The sequence below is a fragment of the Enterobacter sp. SLBN-59 genome, assembly GCF_024807915.1.
In the GTDB taxonomy this organism is placed as follows: domain Bacteria; phylum Pseudomonadota; class Gammaproteobacteria; order Enterobacterales; family Enterobacteriaceae; genus Enterobacter; species Enterobacter asburiae_B.
In genome coordinates this window covers 2,346,252-2,363,162 of record NZ_JANUFI010000001.1, presented here as the reverse complement: position 1 = coordinate 2,363,162, position 16,911 = coordinate 2,346,252, and the positions used below count along the sequence as shown (strand labels likewise).

The following is a 16,911-nucleotide window of genomic DNA, read 5'->3' as shown; positions in this document are numbered from 1 at the left end:
GAATTATCCAGGGCACGTTAAAAGAGAAACACTATCATGACGGATAAATTGACCTCCCTTCGTCAGTTCACCACTGTCGTAGCTGACACCGGAGATATCGCGGCAATGAAGCTGTACCAGCCGCAGGATGCCACAACTAACCCTTCTCTGATCCTTAACGCCGCACAGATCCCTGAGTATCGCAAACTGATTGACGACGCAGTGACCTGGGCGAAAGCACAGAGCAACGACCGCGCGCAGCAGGTTGTGGATGCCACCGACAAACTGGCAGTGAACATCGGTCTGGAAATCCTGAAGCTGGTTCCTGGCCGTATCTCTACCGAAGTGGATGCACGTCTCTCCTACGACACCGAAGCGTCTATCGCCAAAGCGAAACGCCTGATCAAAATGTACAACGACGCTGGCATCAGCAACGACCGTATCCTGATCAAACTGGCTTCCACCTGGCAGGGTATCCGCGCGGCAGAGCAGCTGGAAAAAGACGGTATCAACTGTAACCTGACCCTGCTGTTCTCCTTCGCGCAGGCGCGTGCATGTGCAGAAGCAGGCGTATACCTGATTTCTCCGTTCGTGGGCCGTATTCTGGACTGGTACAAAGCCAACACCGATAAGAAAGAGTACGCGCCGGCTGAAGATCCAGGCGTGGTTTCTGTTACTGAAATCTACGAATACTACAAACAGCACGGCTATGAGACTGTGGTTATGGGCGCAAGCTTCCGTAACGTCGGTGAAATCATCGAGCTGGCTGGCTGTGACCGCCTGACCATCGCCCCTGCGCTGCTGAAAGAGCTGGCAGAAAGCGAAGGTACCATCGAGCGTAAGCTGTCTTACACCGGTGAAGTGAAAGCGCGCCCAGAGCGCATTACTGAATCCGAGTTTCTGTGGCAGCACAACCAGGATCCAATGGCTGTAGATAAGCTGGCGGACGGTATCCGTAAGTTTGCTGTTGACCAGGGCAAACTGGAAAAAATGATCGGCGACCTGCTGTAATCATTCTGCGTGACCGGGCTCCCGGTCACGCGACTTCTTTCGTACCCTGTCTGAATCTCCTCTCTGCGTGTATCATTCCCTTTAATCAGTACTTTTTGAATGGAATGGATATGAATACCTTACGCATCGGCCTAGTGTCGATTTCTGACCGCGCCTCCAGCGGCGTTTACCAGGATAAAGGCATCCCCGCTCTGGAAGAGTGGCTTGGCAGCGCGCTGACCACCCCCTTTGACATTCAGACCCGCCTGATCCCTGACGAACAGCCGATCATCGAGCAGACGCTCTGCGAGCTGGTGGATGAGATGAGCTGCCACCTTGTTCTGACGACGGGCGGAACCGGCCCCGCGCGCCGCGACGTGACGCCGGACGCAACGCTGGCGATCGCCGATCGTGAAATGCCGGGCTTCGGCGAACAGATGCGCCAGATCAGTCTACACTTTGTCCCGACGGCCATTCTTTCCCGCCAGGTGGGAGTGATCCGCAAGCAGGCGTTGATTCTGAACCTGCCGGGGCAGCCGAAGTCGATCAAAGAGACGCTGGAAGGGCTGAAGGCGGAAGATGGCAGCGTCCTCGTTCACGGCATCTTTGCAAGTGTACCGTATTGTATACAGCTGCTTGACGGCCCCTATGTGGAAACCGATGAGAAAGTAGTAGCAGCTTTTCGCCCGAAAAACGCACGTCGCGAAACAATCTCCTGAAATTAACCAATATGTGGCATTAGCTGAAGCGGCGATGGCGTGGTAAAGCTTTTACGGTATAGTAATTTTTTCTTTACGATTGCTGTAAAAATAAATCCACAATATACGCAAATGGTTCGCTATGTCACATAACACCCGACCTCTGAATCGACAGGACTACAAAACTCTCACGCTCGCGGCCTTAGGCGGCGCGCTGGAGTTTTACGACTTCATCATCTTTGTTTTCTTTGCCGCCGTGGTGGGAGAACTCTTCTTCCCGGCGGATATCCCGGAATGGCTGCGTCAGGTGCAAACCTTCGGCATTTTTGCCGCCGGGTATCTGGCGCGTCCGCTGGGTGGCATTATCATGGCCCACTTTGGCGATCTGGTCGGGCGTAAGAAGATGTTTACCCTTAGCATCCTGCTGATGGCCGTGCCGACGCTGGCTATTGGTCTGCTGCCCACCTATGCCTCGATGGGCATTCTCGCTCCGTTGCTGCTGTTGCTGATGCGCGTTCTTCAGGGCGCGGCGATTGGCGGTGAAGTGCCGGGCGCGTGGGTGTTTGTCGCGGAGCATGTTCCGGCGCGCCGCATTGGAATCGCCTGCGGAACCTTAACCGCGGGCTTAACGGTAGGGATTTTGCTCGGTTCCGTCGTCGCGACAATTGTAAACACCAGCATGACGCAGCAGGCCGTGCATGACTGGGGCTGGCGTATTCCGTTCCTGCTGGGCGGGGCGTTTGGTCTGGTCGCGATGTACCTGCGCCGCTGGCTGCAGGAGACGCCGATTTTCCTCGAGATGCAGCAGCGCAAAGCGCTGGCGCAGGAGCTGCCGGTGAAGGCGGTCGTGGTACGTCATAAAAAAGCGGTGGTGGTGTCGATGCTGCTCACCTGGCTGCTTTCGGCGGGCATTGTGGTGGTGATATTGATGTCCCCGGTGTGGCTGCAAAAGCAGTACGGTTTCGCCCCTGCCGTGACGTTACAGGCGAACAGTATCGCGACAATCATGCTCTGCTTTGGCTGTCTGGCCGCCGGGCTGGCGGCAGATCGTTTCGGCGCCAGCGTTACCTTTATCGTCGGCAGCCTGTTACTGGCCGCATCAAGCTGGGCGTTTTACCATCTTGCGGGCAGTCATCCTGAACAGCTGTTCCTGCTGTACGGCGTGGTAGGGCTGTGCGTGGGCGTAGTGGGTGCTGTGCCTTACGTCATGGTGCGAGCTTTCCCGCCGGAAGTACGCTTCACCGGGATCTCGTTCTCTTACAACGTCTCATATGCCATTTTCGGCGGGCTGACGCCGATTGCGGTGACGGTGCTGATGGGCGTGTCGCCGATGGCGCCAGCCTGGTATGTACTCGCGCTCTCGTTGATGGGGCTGGGATTAGGGATTTGGCTGGGGCAGATGAAGGGATGTCGTGCCCGCGAAGCGGACACGACAGAGGGATCAGTGTTTTTCACCAATCGGTAGAATGGTGCGGTCAAACTGCTCGTTCAGCACTTCACCCATTGCGAGGTAGATAGCGCTTGCGCCGCAAACCAGACCAATCCAGCCTGCAACATGAACGATGCCTTCGTTATCCACCAGGTGACCGATCGCCAGCAGGGCGAACAGCACGGTCAGGCTCAGGAAAACGAACTGCAGCATGCGGTTACCTTTCAGGGTACCGAAGAACATGAACAGGGTGAAGATGCCCCACAGGCCCAGGTAAACGCCCAGGAAGTGGGCGTTTGCCGCGTCAGCCATGCCCATTTTAGGCAGCAGCAGAATGGCAACCAGGGTCAGCCAGAAAGAACCGTAAGAGGTGAAGGCGGTTAAGCCGAAGGTATTGCCTTTCTTATATTCCAGCAGGCCCGCGAAGATTTGCGCGATACCGCCGTAAAAAATGCCCATCGCCAGGATGATGCCATCCATCGGGAACATCCCGATATTGTGCAGGTTCAGCAGGATAGTGGTCATGCCAAAACCCATCAGGCCCAGCGGAGCCGGATTAGCCAACTTAGTGTTGCCCATAAGTCCTCAAAAAAATCATCATTAATATGGTGAAATGGTTAAACCCGCGTCAGTACTCCCTGACTGGGCGCGGCATCATAATGGGCGCAATCGATGGCGTCTATGATCTCATCAGGGTGAAATTAAAATTTTTTTTATGCTTGCCCCTTGATGGATGCCGTCGCGACCCCATCTTGTAGTCAACCGCAGTGTGTGGACCTGAAAAAAATCAAATCTGGGCAGTTGAAAAAGCACGTTCTGCCCTTATTACAGGTACACAACCACATGTTGACTGAATTTTTAGTGGAGACGTTTAGATGGGTAAAATTATTGGTATCGACCTGGGTACTACCAACTCTTGTGTAGCGATTATGGATGGCACTACTGCACGCGTGCTGGAGAACGCCGAGGGCGATCGCACCACGCCTTCTATCATTGCTTATACCCAGGATGGTGAAACTCTGGTTGGTCAGCCGGCTAAACGTCAGGCAGTGACAAACCCGCAAAACACCCTGTTTGCGATTAAACGCCTGATCGGCCGCCGCTTCCAGGACGAAGAAGTTCAGCGTGACGTTTCCATCATGCCTTACAAAATCATCGCGGCAGATAACGGCGATGCATGGCTTGATGTGAAAGGCACCAAAACTGCACCACCGCAGATTTCTGCTGAAGTGCTGAAAAAAATGAAGAAAACCGCTGAAGATTACCTGGGTGAGCCGGTAACTGAAGCTGTTATCACCGTACCTGCCTACTTCAACGATGCTCAGCGTCAGGCAACCAAAGATGCTGGCCGTATCGCAGGTCTGGAAGTAAAACGTATCATCAACGAACCAACCGCTGCTGCACTGGCTTACGGTCTGGATAAAGAAGTTGGCAACCGTACTATCGCGGTTTACGACCTGGGTGGTGGTACTTTCGATATCTCTATTATCGAAATCGACGAAGTTGATGGCGAAAAAACCTTCGAAGTTCTGGCAACCAACGGTGATACCCACCTGGGCGGTGAAGACTTCGATACCCGTCTGATCAACTACCTCGTTGACGAGTTCAAGAAAGATCAGGGCATTGACCTGCGTAACGACCCGCTGGCCATGCAGCGCCTGAAAGAAGCCGCTGAGAAAGCGAAGATCGAGCTGTCTTCCGCTCAGCAGACCGACGTGAACCTGCCGTACATCACTGCAGACGCGACCGGTCCTAAACACATGAACATCAAAGTGACCCGTGCGAAACTGGAAAGCCTGGTAGAAGACCTGGTGAACCGTTCAATCGAGCCGCTGAAAGTTGCCCTGCAGGACGCTGGCCTGTCCGTATCCGATATCCAGGACGTTATCCTGGTCGGTGGTCAGACGCGTATGCCAATGGTTCAGAAGAAAGTGGCTGAGTTCTTTGGTAAAGAGCCACGTAAAGACGTTAACCCGGACGAAGCGGTCGCAATCGGCGCTGCGGTTCAGGGTGGCGTACTGACCGGTGAAGTTAAAGACGTACTGCTGCTGGACGTTACCCCGCTGTCTCTGGGTATCGAAACCATGGGCGGTGTGATGACTGCGCTCATCAACAAAAACACCACCATCCCAACGAAACACAGCCAAGTGTTCTCTACCGCTGAAGACAACCAGTCTGCGGTAACCATCCATGTGATTCAGGGTGAGCGTAAGCGTGCGGCGGATAACAAATCTCTGGGTCAGTTCAACCTGGACGGTATTAACCCGGCACCGCGCGGCATGCCGCAGATCGAAGTCACCTTCGACATCGATGCTGACGGTATCCTGCACGTGTCTGCGAAAGACAAAAACAGCGGTAAAGAGCAGAAGATCACCATCAAGGCATCTTCTGGCCTGAACGAAGCGGAAATCGAAAAAATGGTTCGCGATGCCGAAGCTAACGCGGAATCCGACCGTAAGTTCGAAGAGCTGGTTCAGACTCGCAACCAGGGTGACCATCTGCTGCACAGCACTCGTAAGCAGGTTGAAGAAGCAGGCGATAAACTGCCAGCGGAAGACAAGACTGCTATCGAAGCTGCACTGAGTGCGCTGGAATCCTCACTGAAAGGTGAAGACAAAGCGGACATCGAAGCGAAGATGCAGGAACTGGCGCAGGCTTCTCAGAAGCTGATGGAAATCGCTCAGCAGCAGCACGCTCAACAGCAGGCGGGCGCTGACGCTTCGGCGAACAACGCGAAAGACGACGACGTTGTCGACGCTGAGTTCGAAGAAGTTAAAGATAAAAAATAATCGCCCTGATGCAGGGTAATTAATCGGCACGGGCGTAGGAGAACTCTCCACGCCCGTGCTCGCATGTTAAGGGGCTTAAAAAAACCAATGGCAAAGCAAGACTATTACGAGATTTTAGGCGTTCCGAAAACTGCGGAAGAGCGTGAAATCAAAAAGGCGTACAAGCGCCTGGCCATGAAATTCCACCCGGACCGTAACCAGGGTGACAAAGAGGCTGAAGCCAAATTTAAAGAGATCAAAGAAGCCTACGAAGTCCTGACCGATGCACAAAAACGTGCGGCCTATGACCAGTACGGTCATGCAGCCTTTGAACAGGGCGGCATGGGCGGCGGTGGGTTCGGCGGCGGCGGCTTTGGCGGCGGCGCTGACTTCAGCGATATCTTTGGCGATGTATTTGGCGACATCTTCGGCGGCGGCCGTGGTCGTCAGCGCGCGGCGCGCGGCGCGGACCTGCGCTACAACATGGAGCTGACGCTGGAAGAGGCCGTTCGCGGCGTAACCAAAGAGATCCGTATCCCGACGCTGGAAGAGTGTGACGTTTGCCACGGCAGCGGCGCGAAAGCGGGCACACAGCCTCAGACCTGTCCAACCTGTCACGGCTCTGGTCAGGTACAGATGCGCCAGGGCTTCTTCGCGGTACAGCAGGCCTGTCCTCACTGTCACGGTCGCGGCACGCTGATTAAAGATCCATGCACCAAATGCCACGGGCACGGCCGCGTTGAGAAAACCAAAACTCTGTCCGTTAAGATCCCGGCTGGCGTCGATACGGGCGACCGCATCCGTCTGGCGGGCGAGGGCGAAGCTGGCGAGCACGGTGCACCGGCAGGCGATCTGTACGTTCAGGTTCAGGTGAAACAGCACGCCATCTTCGAGCGTGAAGGTAATAACCTGTACTGCGAAGTGCCGATCAATTTCGCGATGGCGGCACTCGGTGGTGAAATCGAAGTGCCTACGCTGGACGGTCGCGTGAACCTGAAAGTGCCTGGGGAAACCCAGACCGGCAAGCTGTTCCGCATGCGCGGGAAAGGCGTTAAATCCGTTCGCGGTGGCGCCCAGGGCGACCTGCTGTGCCGCGTCGTCGTGGAAACGCCGGTTGGCCTGAACGACAAGCAGAAACAGCTGCTGAAAGAGCTGCAGGAAAGCTTTGGCGGCCCGACGGGTGAGAAAAACAGCCCGCGTTCCAAAAGCTTCTTCGATGGCGTCAAAAAATTCTTCGATGATTTGACTCGCTGATTCGTTAGCTGGTTTTCATCTTCTCAAAGCCCGGAAGCGATTCCGGGCTTTTTTATTTGCGCGTATAGCTCGGTTAAACTGAGTCTATACTCAATATTAATCTGTTTTTGCCGAGCTATTTGGCTTGGTATTATGGTTTTATCGAGGTATTGTTGTAAAAGAGAGAACTTAAATGAAATTACTACACCGTTTCTTTAGCAGTGAGGCGTCCGGTGGCGTGATCCTGATTATTGCCGCAGCGGCCGCGATGGTGCTGGCTAACCTTGGCATCACGCAGGATCTCTACCATGCATTTCTGGAAACGCCCGTTGAGCTGAAGGTCGGGGCGCTGGAAATTAATAAGAACATGCTGCTGTGGATCAACGATGCGCTGATGGCGGTGTTCTTCCTGCTGGTGGGTCTTGAGGTTAAGCGTGAGCTGGTTCTGGGCTCGCTTGCCAGTCGCCAGCGCGCGGCGTTTCCGGTGATCGCAGCGATTGGCGGAATGGTCGTTCCGGCGTTGCTCTTCCTGGCGTTCACCTGGCAGGATCCTGTTGCACGTGACGGCTGGGCGATCCCGGCCGCGACGGATATCGCCTTTGCGCTCGGTGTCTTAGCCCTGCTCGGTAGCCGCGTGCCGGTGGCCCTGAAAATCTTCCTGATGGCGCTGGCGATCATCGATGACCTGGGGGCCATTGTGATTATCGCTCTGTTCTACACCAGCGATCTGTCGATCCTGTCCCTGAGCGTCGCCGCCGGGGCGATTGCGGTGCTGGCGCTGCTGAACATCTTCAATGTTCGCCGCATCGGTATCTATATCCTGGTGGGGATGGTGCTGTGGACGGCGGTGCTTAAATCCGGCGTGCACGCCACGCTGGCAGGCGTGATTGTGGGCTTCTTCGTGCCGCTTAAACCGCAGGACGGCAAGTCGCCTGCCAAACAGCTGGAGCACGTGCTGCACCCGTGGGTTGCCTTTATGATCCTGCCGCTGTTTGCGTTTGCCAACGCGGGCGTTTCCCTCGGCGGCGTGACGCTGGACGGGCTGACGTCCGTGCTGCCGCTGGGCATTATTGCCGGGCTGTTTATCGGTAAGCCGCTGGGCATTAGCCTCTTTTGCTGGCTGGCGACGAAGCTGAAGCTTGCGTCATTGCCGCATGGCACCACGTTTTCGCAGATTATGGCCGTCGGCGTGCTGTGTGGAATCGGGTTTACGATGTCGATCTTTATTTCGACGCTGGCGTTTGGTACGCATGCGCCTGAGCTTATCGTCTGGGCTAAACTCGGCATTCTCATCGGGTCATTACTGGCCGCGGTAATCGGTTATACCTTGTTGAAGGTGAAGTTGTCCGGACAGGCCGTCCAGGCATAACGGAACACCGGGAGGAGGCGATCCTTCTCCCATACACACTCAGGGAGAGAAGACGCGATGTCTCATTTAAATTACAACCATCTGTACTACTTCTGGCACGTCTACAAACAGGGCTCGGTGGTGGGGGCGGCAGAGGCGCTCTACCTGACGCCGCAAACCATCACCGGGCAAATCAAGGCCCTGGAGGAGCGTCTGCAGGGGAAGCTGTTCAAGCGTAAGGGGCGTGGGATTGAACCCAGCGAACTGGGTGAACTGGTGTTCCGCTATGCGGACAAAATGTTCACCCTGAGCCAGGAGATGCTGGATATCGTCAACTACCGCAAAGAGTCGAACCTGCTCTTTGACGTGGGCGTGGCGGATGCGCTGTCCAAGCGACTGGTGAGCGGCGTGCTGGATGCGGCGGTAGTCGAAGATGAGCAAATCCACCTGCGCTGCTTTGAATCCACCCACGAGATGCTGCTGGAACAGCTGAGCCAGCACAAGCTGGACATGATTATCTCGGACTGCCCGATTGACTCCACCCAGCAGGAAGGGCTGTTCTCGGTGAAGATTGGCGAATGTGGCGTGAGCTTCTGGTGTATCAACCCGCCGCCGGAGAAAACCTTCCCGGCCTGCCTGGAAGAGCGTCGCCTGCTGGTGCCTGGGCGACGCTCAATGCTCGGACGCAAGCTGCTGAACTGGTTTAATTCGCAGGGGCTGAAGGTAGAAATCCTCGGTGAGTTCGACGATGCGGCGCTGATGAAAGCCTTTGGCGAAGCGCATAATGCGATCTTCGTTGCGCCGACGCTGTACGCGCACGATCTCTATTCAGACGACAAGATTACGGAGATAGGCAGAGTGGATAACGTGATGGAGGAGTATCACGCCATATTTGCCGAAAGAATGATTCAGCACCCGGCGGTGCAGCGAATCTGCAACCGTGACTACTCGGCGCTGTTTACGCCACCGGCAATCTGAAGGCATAAAAAAACCCGCGTTAAGCGGGTTCTTTAAACAAGCAACAACAAGTAGCGATTAAGCCAGTTTGTTGATCTGCGCGGTCAGGTTTGCTTTATGACGCGCTGCTTTGTTTTTGTGGATCAGACCTTTAGCAGCCTGACGATCCACGATTGGTTGCATTTCGTTAAATGCGTTCTGCGCTGCAGCTTTGTCGCCTGCTTCGATTGCTGCGTATACTTTCTTGATGAAAGTACGCATCATAGAGCGACGGCTTGCGTTGTGCTTACGAGCCTTTTCAGACTGAACGGCACGTTTCTTAGCTGATTTGATATTAGCCAAGTCCAACTCCCAAATATGTTCTATGTGGACAATTCAAAGGCCGAGGAATATGCCCTCTTTGCCTTCTTTTGTCAATGGATTTGTGCAAATAAGCGCCGTTAATTAGCGACGCTACGTTACGTAGTGATGGCGCAGGATTCTACCAGCTTGTCTTCCCTGAATACAGCCTTTCGGCATAAAAATCGCAGTTCAAGAGCAGATTTTTTCGCTGCGAAAGGTCAGCCTGATGAAATCATTACGGCTTTCTGTTTTGCGCGAACAATCGCCGGTTAACCTTAACCGCTGTACAAGGTATACTTTGGCGATTTTCACTGTTTTGAGCCAGACATGAAGCTGATACGCGGCATACATAATCTCAGCAGCGCGCCACACGGGTGCGTGCTGACTATTGGTAATTTCGACGGCGTGCATCGTGGTCATCAGGCGCTGTTGCAGGGATTGCGGAAAGAAGGGGAGGCCCGTGGCCTGCCCGTTGTAGTGATGATTTTCGAGCCGCAGCCGCTGGAGCTGTTCGCGGGCGATAAATCTCCCGCCCGACTCACTCGCCTGCGCGAGAAATTGCGCTATCTGGCGGAGTCCGGCGTGGACTATGTATTGTGTTTACGTTTCGATCGTCGCTTTGCCGCGCTGACAGCACAAAATTTCGTCAGCGACCTGCTGGTTAAGCGTCTTGGCGTACAGTTTCTTGCCGTGGGCGATGATTTCCGCTTTGGCGCTGGTCGTCAGGGCGATTTCTTGCTATTACAGAAGGCTGGTCTGGAGTATGGATTTGACGTCACCAGCGCGATGACCTTCTGCGAAGGCGGCGTGCGCGTCAGCAGCACGGCGGTGCGTCAGGCGCTGGCTAATGATGACCTGGACACGGCAGAAACCCTGCTGGGCCATCCGTTCACCATCTCTGGCCGCGTGGTCCATGGCGATGCGCTGGGCCGCACGATAGGCTTCCCGACGGCGAATATACCGCTGCGTCGTCAGGTTTCCCCGGTTAAAGGGGTGTATGCGGTGGAAGTGGCAGGACTGGGCGATAAGCCGTTCTACGGCGTCGCCAACATTGGCACGCGTCCGACCGTCGCCGGTGTGCGTCAACAGTTAGAAGTGCACCTGCTGGACGTTGTAATGGACCTCTATGGTCGCCATATAGATGTGATACTGCGTAAAAAAATACGCAACGAGCAGCGATTTGGTTCGCTGGATGAACTAAAAGCGCAAATTGCGCGAGATGAATTGACGGCCCGCGAGTTTTTTGGGCTTTGAACCCGGCTTAACTGCCTACGTGATAAATACGGAACCGAGAATCTGATGAGTGACTATAAATCAACCCTGAATTTGCCGGAAACAGGGTTCCCGATGCGCGGCGATCTCGCCAAGCGCGAACCGGGAATGCTGGCGCGTTGGACCGATGATGACCTGTACGGCATCATTCGTGCAGCCAAAAAAGGCAAAAAAACCTTCATTCTGCATGATGGCCCTCCATATGCGAATGGCAGCATTCATATTGGTCACTCGGTTAACAAGATTCTGAAAGACATTATCGTGAAGTCCAAAGGCCTCACGGGATACGACTCGCCTTATGTTCCGGGCTGGGACTGCCACGGTCTGCCAATCGAGCTTAAAGTGGAGCAAGAGTTCGGCAAGCCGGGTGAGAAGTTCACCGCCGCCGAGTTCCGTGCGAAGTGCCGCGAATACGCAGCCACGCAGGTTGACGGTCAGCGTGCTGACTTCATCCGTCTGGGCGTGCTGGGCGACTGGTCGCACCCGTACCTGACCATGGACTTCAAAACTGAAGCCAACATCATCCGTGCGCTGGGTAAAATCATCGGTAACGGCCACCTGCACAAAGGCGCTAAGCCGGTGCACTGGTGCGTGGACTGCCGCTCTGCGCTGGCAGAAGCGGAAGTTGAGTATTACGACAAAACCTCTCCATCTATCGACGTGGCGTTCCATGCCGTCGATCAGGATGCGGTGAAAGCTAAATTTGGCGTCTCCTCGGTAAACGGCCCGATCTCTCTGGTGATCTGGACCACCACCCCGTGGACCCTGCCGGCCAACCGTGCGATCTCCCTGTCCGGTGAGTTCGAATACGCGCTGGTGCAGATTGACGGTCAGGCGGTTATCCTGGCGAAAGATCTGGTTGAGAGCGTGCTGAAGCGCGCGCATATCACCGACTACACCGTGCTGGGCACCGTGAAAGGCGACGCGCTGGAGCTGATGCGCTTCAAACACCCGTTCCTGGACTTCGACGTTCCGGCGATCCTGGGCGACCACGTGACGCTGGAAGCGGGTACCGGTGCGGTGCATACCGCCGGTGGCCATGGTCCTGACGACTACAACATCAGCCTGAAGTACGGTCTGGAAATCGCTAACCCGGTTGGCCCGGACGGATCTTACCTGCCAGGCACCTATCCGGCGCTAGACGGTATCAACGTCTTCAAGGCGAACGACATCATCGTCGACATGCTGCGCACCAGCGGCGCGCTGCTGCACGTTGAAAAAATGCAGCACAGCTATCCGTGCTGCTGGCGTCACAAAACCCCGATCATCTTCCGTGCGACCCCGCAGTGGTTCGTCAGCATGGATCAGAAAGGCCTGCGCGAGCAGTCTCTGAAAGAGATCAAAGGCGTGCAGTGGATCCCTGACTGGGGCCAGGCGCGTATCGAATCCATGGTGGCTAACCGTCCTGACTGGTGTATCTCCCGTCAGCGTACCTGGGGAGTGCCGATGTCTCTGTTCGTACATAAAGAGACGCAGGAGCTGCACCCGAACACCCTGGAACTGATGGAAGAAGTGGCGAAGCGCGTCGAAGTTGACGGCATTCAGGCGTGGTGGGATCTCGACTCCCGCGACATCCTGGGCGCTGACGCAGACAACTACGAGAAAGTGCCGGATACCCTGGACGTGTGGTTCGACTCCGGGTCTACCCACTCCTCCGTGGTTGACGTGCGTCCGGAATTTGCCGGTCACGCTGCCGATATGTATCTGGAAGGGTCTGACCAACACCGCGGCTGGTTCATGTCATCTCTGATGATCTCCACCGCCATGAAGGGTAAAGCGCCTTACCGTCAGGTACTGACTCACGGCTTCACCGTGGATGGTCAGGGCCGTAAGATGTCCAAATCTATCGGTAACACCGTTTCTCCGCAGGATGTGATGAACAAGCTGGGCGCAGACATTCTGCGTCTGTGGGTGGCCTCTACCGATTACACCGGCGAAATGGCGGTGTCTGACGAGATCCTGAAGCGTGCTGCCGACAGCTATCGTCGTATCCGTAACACCGCGCGCTTCCTGCTGGCGAACCTGAACGGGTTCGATCCGGCAAAAGACATGGTGAAACCGGAAGAGATGGTGGTGCTGGACCGCTGGGCGGTAGGCTGCGCGAAAGCGGCGCAGGAAGATATCCTGAAAGCCTATGAGTCTTACGACTTCCACGAAGTGGTGCAGCGCCTGATGCGCTTCTGCTCCATCGAGATGGGCTCGTTCTACCTCGACATCATCAAAGACCGCCAGTACACCGCGAAAGCGGACAGCGTGGCGCGTCGTAGCTGCCAGACCGCGCTGTTCCACATCGCAGAAGCGCTGGTGCGCTGGATGGCGCCGATCATGTCCTTCACCGCGGATGAAATCTGGGGCTACCTGCCGGGCGACCGTGAGAAGTATGTGTTCACGGGCGAGTGGTACGAAGGTCTGTTCGATCTCTCCAGCACCGAAGCGATGAACGATGCCTTCTGGGACGAGCTGCTCAAAGTGCGTGGCGAAGTGAACAAGGTTATCGAGCAGGCGCGCGCGGACAAGAAAGTCGGCGGCTCTCTGGAAGCGGCAGTTACGCTGTATGCCGAACCGGAGCTGGCGGCGAAGCTGACGGCGCTGGGCGATGAATTACGATTTGTCCTGTTGACCTCCGGTGCGAAAGTTGCGGATTATGCCGATGCTTCTGCTGATGCTCAGCAGAGCGAACTGCTCAAAGGACTGAAAGTCGCGCTGAGCAAAGCCGACGGTGAGAAATGCCCGCGTTGCTGGCATTACACCACCGATGTTGGCCAGGTGGCGGAACACGCAGACATCTGCGGACGCTGTGTAAGCAACGTCGCCGGTGACGGCGAAAAACGTAAGTTTGCCTGATGAGTAAAACTCTCTGTTCAACAGGACTGCGCTGGCTATGGCTGGTTGTGGTGGTGCTGATTATCGATCTGGGCAGCAAGTTCCTGATCCTCCAGAATTTCGCTCTGGGGGAGACGGTTCCGCTATTCCCGTCGCTTAACCTGCACTACGCGCGTAACTACGGCGCAGCGTTTAGTTTCCTTGCCGACAGCGGTGGCTGGCAGCGCTGGTTCTTTGCGGGTATCGCTCTCGGTATCTGCGTGATCCTCGCGGTGCTGATGTACCGCTCGAAGGCCACGCAAAAGCTGAATAACATTGCCTACGCGCTGATCATTGGCGGCGCGCTGGGCAACCTGTTTGACCGCCTGTGGCACGGCTTTGTGGTTGATATGATCGACTTCTACGTCGGCGACTGGCACTTCGCGACCTTTAACCTTGCCGATACGGCAATTTGTATCGGTGCGGCGTTAATCGTGCTGGAAGGCTTCTTGCCTAAACCGGCCGTGAAAGAGCAGGCGTAACACACTCGCCCGGTGGCGTAATGCTACCGGGCAAAACAAGCGAGCAATTTGCATGTCTAAATCCGTACAGAGCAACAGCGCGGTTCTCGTTCACTTCACGCTGAAGCTGGATGACGGCTCCACGGCCGAATCCACCCGCAATAACGGCAAACCGGCCCTGTTTCGTCTTGGCGATACCTCCCTGTCTGAAGGTCTTGAGCAGCAGCTTCTGGGCCTGAAAGAGGGTGAGAAAAAAGCCTTTTCGCTGGAGCCGGATGCCGCGTTTGGCGTGCCGAGTCCGGACCTGATCCAGTATTTCTCGCGCCGCGAGTTTATGGACGCGGGTGAACCGGAGATCGGAGCGATTATGCTCTTTACCGCTATGGACGGCAGCGAAATGCCTGGCGTGATCCGCGAGATCAACGGCGACTCTATTACCGTTGACTTCAACCATCCGCTTGCCGGGCGTACCGTTCATTTTGATGTTGAAGTGCTGGAAATCGATCCTGCACTGGAGGCCTGAAATGCAGATCCTGTTGGCTAACCCGCGCGGCTTCTGCGCCGGTGTAGACCGCGCTATCAGCATTGTTGAAAACGCGCTGGAGATTTACGGCGCGCCGATTTATGTACGTCACGAAGTGGTGCACAACCGCTACGTGGTCGACAGCCTGCGCGAGCGCGGAGCCATCTTCATTGAACAAATCAGCGAAGTGCCGGACGGTGCGATCCTGATCTTCTCCGCGCACGGCGTCTCTCAGGCGGTACGTAACGAAGCGAAAAGCCGCGATCTGACCGTATTCGATGCCACCTGCCCGCTGGTGACAAAAGTGCATATGGAAGTGGCTCGCGCCAGCCGTCGTGGTGAAGAGTCGATTCTGATTGGCCATGCCGGTCATCCGGAAGTCGAAGGCACCATGGGCCAGTACAGTAACCCGGAAGGAGGGATGTATCTGGTTGAGTCGCCTGAAGATGTCTTTACGCTGAACGTGAAAAATGAAGCCCGTCTGTCGTTTATGACCCAGACAACGCTCTCCGTAGACGATACTTCAGACGTGATTGACGCGCTGCGTCAGCGCTTCCCGAAAATCGTTGGCCCGCGTAAGGATGATATCTGCTACGCGACCACTAACCGTCAGGAAGCGGTGCGCGCACTGGCTGAAAAGGCGGATGTGGTGCTGGTAGTCGGCTCCAAAAACTCGTCTAACTCAAACCGTCTGGCCGAACTGGCGCAACGCATGGGGAAAGCGGCTTTCCTGATTGATGACGCGTCGGATATTCAGGAGGCGTGGGTTAAGCACGCGGCATGTGTCGGCGTGACGGCCGGGGCGTCTGCGCCAGATATTCTGGTACAGAACGTCATTTCTCGTTTGCAGGAACTGGGCGGTGGCGAAGCGGTGCCGCTGGAAGGACGTGAAGAAAACATCGTTTTTGAAGTCCCGAAAGAACTGCGCATCGACGCCCGCGAAGTCGAATAGTCCTTTTTCTGATGAAAGGCCAGCACCTCCTGTGCTGGCCTTTTTTTTACCCGTTACTTTATCGTGACGACAAAATCATGTCTTTTACTGATATTTAAGTCGGTTTCACGTTAAATTCTAATTATCGGTGTTTTCAGTTGGCAGTGCTTCTCAAGGCTGGTTAATCTGAAAACGGTTTACATCATTTTAACGTAAGAGAATAACTATGCATGATGCACAGATCCGTGTCGCCATTGCGGGCGCGGGTGGACGTATGGGCCGTCAGCTTATTCAGGCGGCACTTCAGATGGATGGCGTCGCGCTTGGCGCGGCTCTGGAGCGTGAAGGCTCTTCACTTCTGGGGACCGATGCCGGTGAGCTGGCGGGCGCAGGCCACACGGGCGTTACCGTGCAAAGCAGCCTGGAGGCGGTAAAAGAGGACTTCGATGTATTCATCGATTTTACCCGCCCGGAAGGGACGCTCGCGCATCTGGCGTTTTGTCGTCAGCACGGCAAGGGGATGGTGATCGGCACCACCGGTTTTGACGATGCGGGCAAGCAGGCTATCCAGGATGCATCAAAAGAGATTGCGATTGTCTTCGCGGCAAACTTCAGCGTGGGCGTTAACGTCATGCTGAAGCTGCTGGAGAAGGCCGCGAAGGTGATGGGCAACTATACCGATATTGAGATCGTAGAAGCTCACCACCGTTACAAGGTTGATGCGCCATCGGGTACGGCGCTGGCGATGGGCGAAGCGATTGCTCATGCACTTGATAAAGACTTAAAAGACTGCGCGGTCTATACCCGCGAAGGTTACACCGGCGAACGCGTGCCGGGCACTATTGGCTTTGCAACCGTGCGAGCGGGTGACATCGTCGGCGAACATACGGCGATGTTCGCCGATATTGGTGAACGTGTCGAAATTACGCATAAAGCCTCCAGCCGAATGACGTTTGCCAACGGCGCCGTACGCTCTGCTTTGTGGCTTAAAAACAAGAAAAACGGCCTTTTTGATATGCGAGATGTGCTCGATCTCAACAATTTGTAAGCATTATTACCCATCGTGATGTGGTTATTGCAGTCGTAATTATTTGATTGCATAGGGCAATATTTTATTG

15 protein-coding genes and 1 pseudogene are annotated in these 16,911 nt (G+C 55.5%); 14 read left to right on the top strand and 2 right to left on the bottom strand.

Going from position 1 to position 16,911, the window contains the following annotated elements; all coding sequences use genetic code 11:
• Nucleotides 1-36: 36 nt before the first annotated feature.
• The 3 genes from tal to M2422_RS11255 all read left to right on the top strand — a co-directional run bounded on the left by tal (nt 37) and on the right by M2422_RS11255 (nt 3,132).
• Nucleotides 37-990 (top strand): transaldolase, encoded by a 954-nt coding sequence (gene tal, locus M2422_RS11265; RefSeq protein ID WP_023310342.1) that lies wholly within the window; start codon nt 37-39, stop codon nt 988-990.
• 110 nt (nt 991-1,100) lie between these two features.
• Nucleotides 1,101-1,688 carry a molybdopterin adenylyltransferase gene (mog, locus tag M2422_RS11260; protein ID WP_023310343.1) on the top strand — a complete coding sequence of 196 codons (588 nt, stop codon included), beginning with the start codon at nt 1,101-1,103 and terminating at the stop codon, nt 1,686-1,688.
• A 121-nt stretch (nt 1,689-1,809) separates the two neighbouring features.
• Nucleotides 1,810-3,132, top strand: coding sequence for an MFS transporter (locus M2422_RS11255; RefSeq protein WP_213787696.1), 1,323 nt, complete (start codon nt 1,810-1,812; stop codon nt 3,130-3,132).
• Here M2422_RS11255 and satP read toward each other — a convergent pair.
• On the bottom strand, nt 3,109-3,675 hold the full coding sequence (gene satP, locus M2422_RS11250) for an acetate uptake transporter (protein ID WP_064673214.1): 567 nt from the start codon (nt 3,673-3,675) through the stop codon (nt 3,109-3,111). The two genes, M2422_RS11255 and satP, sit on opposite strands and share 24 nt — an antisense overlap.
• Nucleotides 3,676-3,971: 296 nt before the next feature.
• Here satP and dnaK point away from each other — a divergent pair, with 296 nt between their 5' ends.
• From dnaK to nhaR, 4 genes are all read left to right on the top strand, one after another.
• Nucleotides 3,972-5,885 (top strand): molecular chaperone DnaK, encoded by a 1,914-nt coding sequence (gene dnaK / locus M2422_RS11245; RefSeq protein ID WP_023310346.1) that lies wholly within the window; start codon nt 3,972-3,974, stop codon nt 5,883-5,885.
• 87 nt (nt 5,886-5,972) lie between these two features.
• The gene (gene dnaJ, locus M2422_RS11240) at nt 5,973-7,118 is read left to right on the top strand and encodes a molecular chaperone DnaJ (RefSeq protein ID WP_023310347.1); all 1,146 of its coding nucleotides are present in this window, start codon (nt 5,973-5,975) and stop codon (nt 7,116-7,118) included.
• 172 nt (nt 7,119-7,290) lie between these two features.
• Entirely contained in the window at nt 7,291-8,466 is a 1,176-nt protein-coding gene (gene nhaA / locus M2422_RS11235) for a Na+/H+ antiporter NhaA (RefSeq protein ID WP_039260856.1), read from the top strand.
• 57 nt (nt 8,467-8,523) lie between these two features.
• On the top strand, nt 8,524-9,423 hold the full coding sequence (gene nhaR, locus M2422_RS11230) for a transcriptional activator NhaR (protein WP_033144600.1): 900 nt from the start codon (nt 8,524-8,526) through the stop codon (nt 9,421-9,423).
• 57 nt (nt 9,424-9,480) lie between these two features.
• Here nhaR and rpsT read toward each other — a convergent pair whose 3' ends face one another.
• Nucleotides 9,481-9,744: a 30S ribosomal protein S20 gene (gene rpsT, locus M2422_RS11225; protein ID WP_003856458.1), complete on the bottom strand. Its 264-nt coding sequence runs from the start codon at nt 9,742-9,744 to the stop codon at nt 9,481-9,483.
• 101 nt (nt 9,745-9,845) lie between these two features.
• Between rpsT and M2422_RS11220 the strand changes: the two are divergent.
• From M2422_RS11220 to dapB, 7 genes and pseudogenes are all read left to right on the top strand, one after another.
• Nucleotides 9,846-10,064: pseudogene (locus tag M2422_RS11220) on the top strand (DUF2575 domain-containing protein).
• Nucleotides 10,065-10,071: 7 nt separating this feature from the next.
• Nucleotides 10,072-10,998: a bifunctional riboflavin kinase/FAD synthetase gene (ribF, locus tag M2422_RS11215; RefSeq protein ID WP_023310350.1), complete on the top strand. Its 927-nt coding sequence runs from the start codon at nt 10,072-10,074 to the stop codon at nt 10,996-10,998.
• 45 nt (nt 10,999-11,043) lie between these two features.
• Nucleotides 11,044-13,860 carry an isoleucine--tRNA ligase gene (ileS, locus tag M2422_RS11210; protein ID WP_064673215.1) on the top strand — a complete coding sequence of 939 codons (2,817 nt, stop codon included), beginning with the start codon at nt 11,044-11,046 and terminating at the stop codon, nt 13,858-13,860.
• Entirely contained in the window at nt 13,860-14,360 is a 501-nt protein-coding gene (gene lspA, locus M2422_RS11205; RefSeq protein WP_064673216.1) for a signal peptidase II, read from the top strand. Before ileS ends, lspA begins: the two co-directional genes overlap by 1 nt.
• Before the next feature lie 52 nt (nt 14,361-14,412).
• Nucleotides 14,413-14,862: an FKBP-type peptidyl-prolyl cis-trans isomerase gene (gene fkpB, locus M2422_RS11200; protein ID WP_003856450.1), complete on the top strand. Its 450-nt coding sequence runs from the start codon at nt 14,413-14,415 to the stop codon at nt 14,860-14,862.
• Nucleotide 14,863: 1 nt separating this feature from the next.
• Nucleotides 14,864-15,814: a 4-hydroxy-3-methylbut-2-enyl diphosphate reductase gene (gene ispH / locus M2422_RS11195; RefSeq protein ID WP_033144603.1), complete on the top strand. Its 951-nt coding sequence runs from the start codon at nt 14,864-14,866 to the stop codon at nt 15,812-15,814.
• A 205-nt stretch (nt 15,815-16,019) separates the two neighbouring features.
• Nucleotides 16,020-16,841, top strand: a complete 822-nt coding sequence (gene dapB, locus M2422_RS11190; protein ID WP_047060183.1) for a 4-hydroxy-tetrahydrodipicolinate reductase — start codon at nt 16,020-16,022, stop codon at nt 16,839-16,841.
• Nucleotides 16,842-16,911 lie beyond the last annotated feature (70 nt).

Excerpts from the sequence above, each read along its gene's own strand:
- dapB (WP_047060183.1), top strand. The coding sequence starts at position 16,020 with ATGCATGATGCACAGATCCGTGTCGCCATTGCGGGCGCGGGTGGACGT.
- ribF (WP_023310350.1), top strand. The coding sequence starts at position 10,072 with ATGAAGCTGATACGCGGCATACATAATCTCAGCAGCGCGCCACACGGG.
- dnaK (WP_023310346.1), top strand. The coding sequence starts at position 3,972 with ATGGGTAAAATTATTGGTATCGACCTGGGTACTACCAACTCTTGTGTA.
- ispH (WP_033144603.1), top strand. The coding sequence starts at position 14,864 with ATGCAGATCCTGTTGGCTAACCCGCGCGGCTTCTGCGCCGGTGTAGAC.
- ileS (WP_064673215.1), top strand. The coding sequence starts at position 11,044 with ATGAGTGACTATAAATCAACCCTGAATTTGCCGGAAACAGGGTTCCCG.
- tal (WP_023310342.1), top strand. The coding sequence starts at position 37 with ATGACGGATAAATTGACCTCCCTTCGTCAGTTCACCACTGTCGTAGCT.
- nhaA (WP_039260856.1), top strand. The coding sequence starts at position 7,291 with ATGAAATTACTACACCGTTTCTTTAGCAGTGAGGCGTCCGGTGGCGTG.
- M2422_RS11255 (WP_213787696.1), top strand. The coding sequence starts at position 1,810 with ATGTCACATAACACCCGACCTCTGAATCGACAGGACTACAAAACTCTC.
- lspA (WP_064673216.1), top strand. The coding sequence starts at position 13,860 with ATGAGTAAAACTCTCTGTTCAACAGGACTGCGCTGGCTATGGCTGGTT.
- fkpB (WP_003856450.1), top strand. The coding sequence starts at position 14,413 with ATGTCTAAATCCGTACAGAGCAACAGCGCGGTTCTCGTTCACTTCACG.
- mog (WP_023310343.1), top strand. The coding sequence starts at position 1,101 with ATGAATACCTTACGCATCGGCCTAGTGTCGATTTCTGACCGCGCCTCC.
- nhaR (WP_033144600.1), top strand. The coding sequence starts at position 8,524 with ATGTCTCATTTAAATTACAACCATCTGTACTACTTCTGGCACGTCTAC.
- satP (WP_064673214.1), bottom strand. The coding sequence starts at position 3,675 with ATGGGCAACACTAAGTTGGCTAATCCGGCTCCGCTGGGCCTGATGGGT.
- dnaJ (WP_023310347.1), top strand. The coding sequence starts at position 5,973 with ATGGCAAAGCAAGACTATTACGAGATTTTAGGCGTTCCGAAAACTGCG.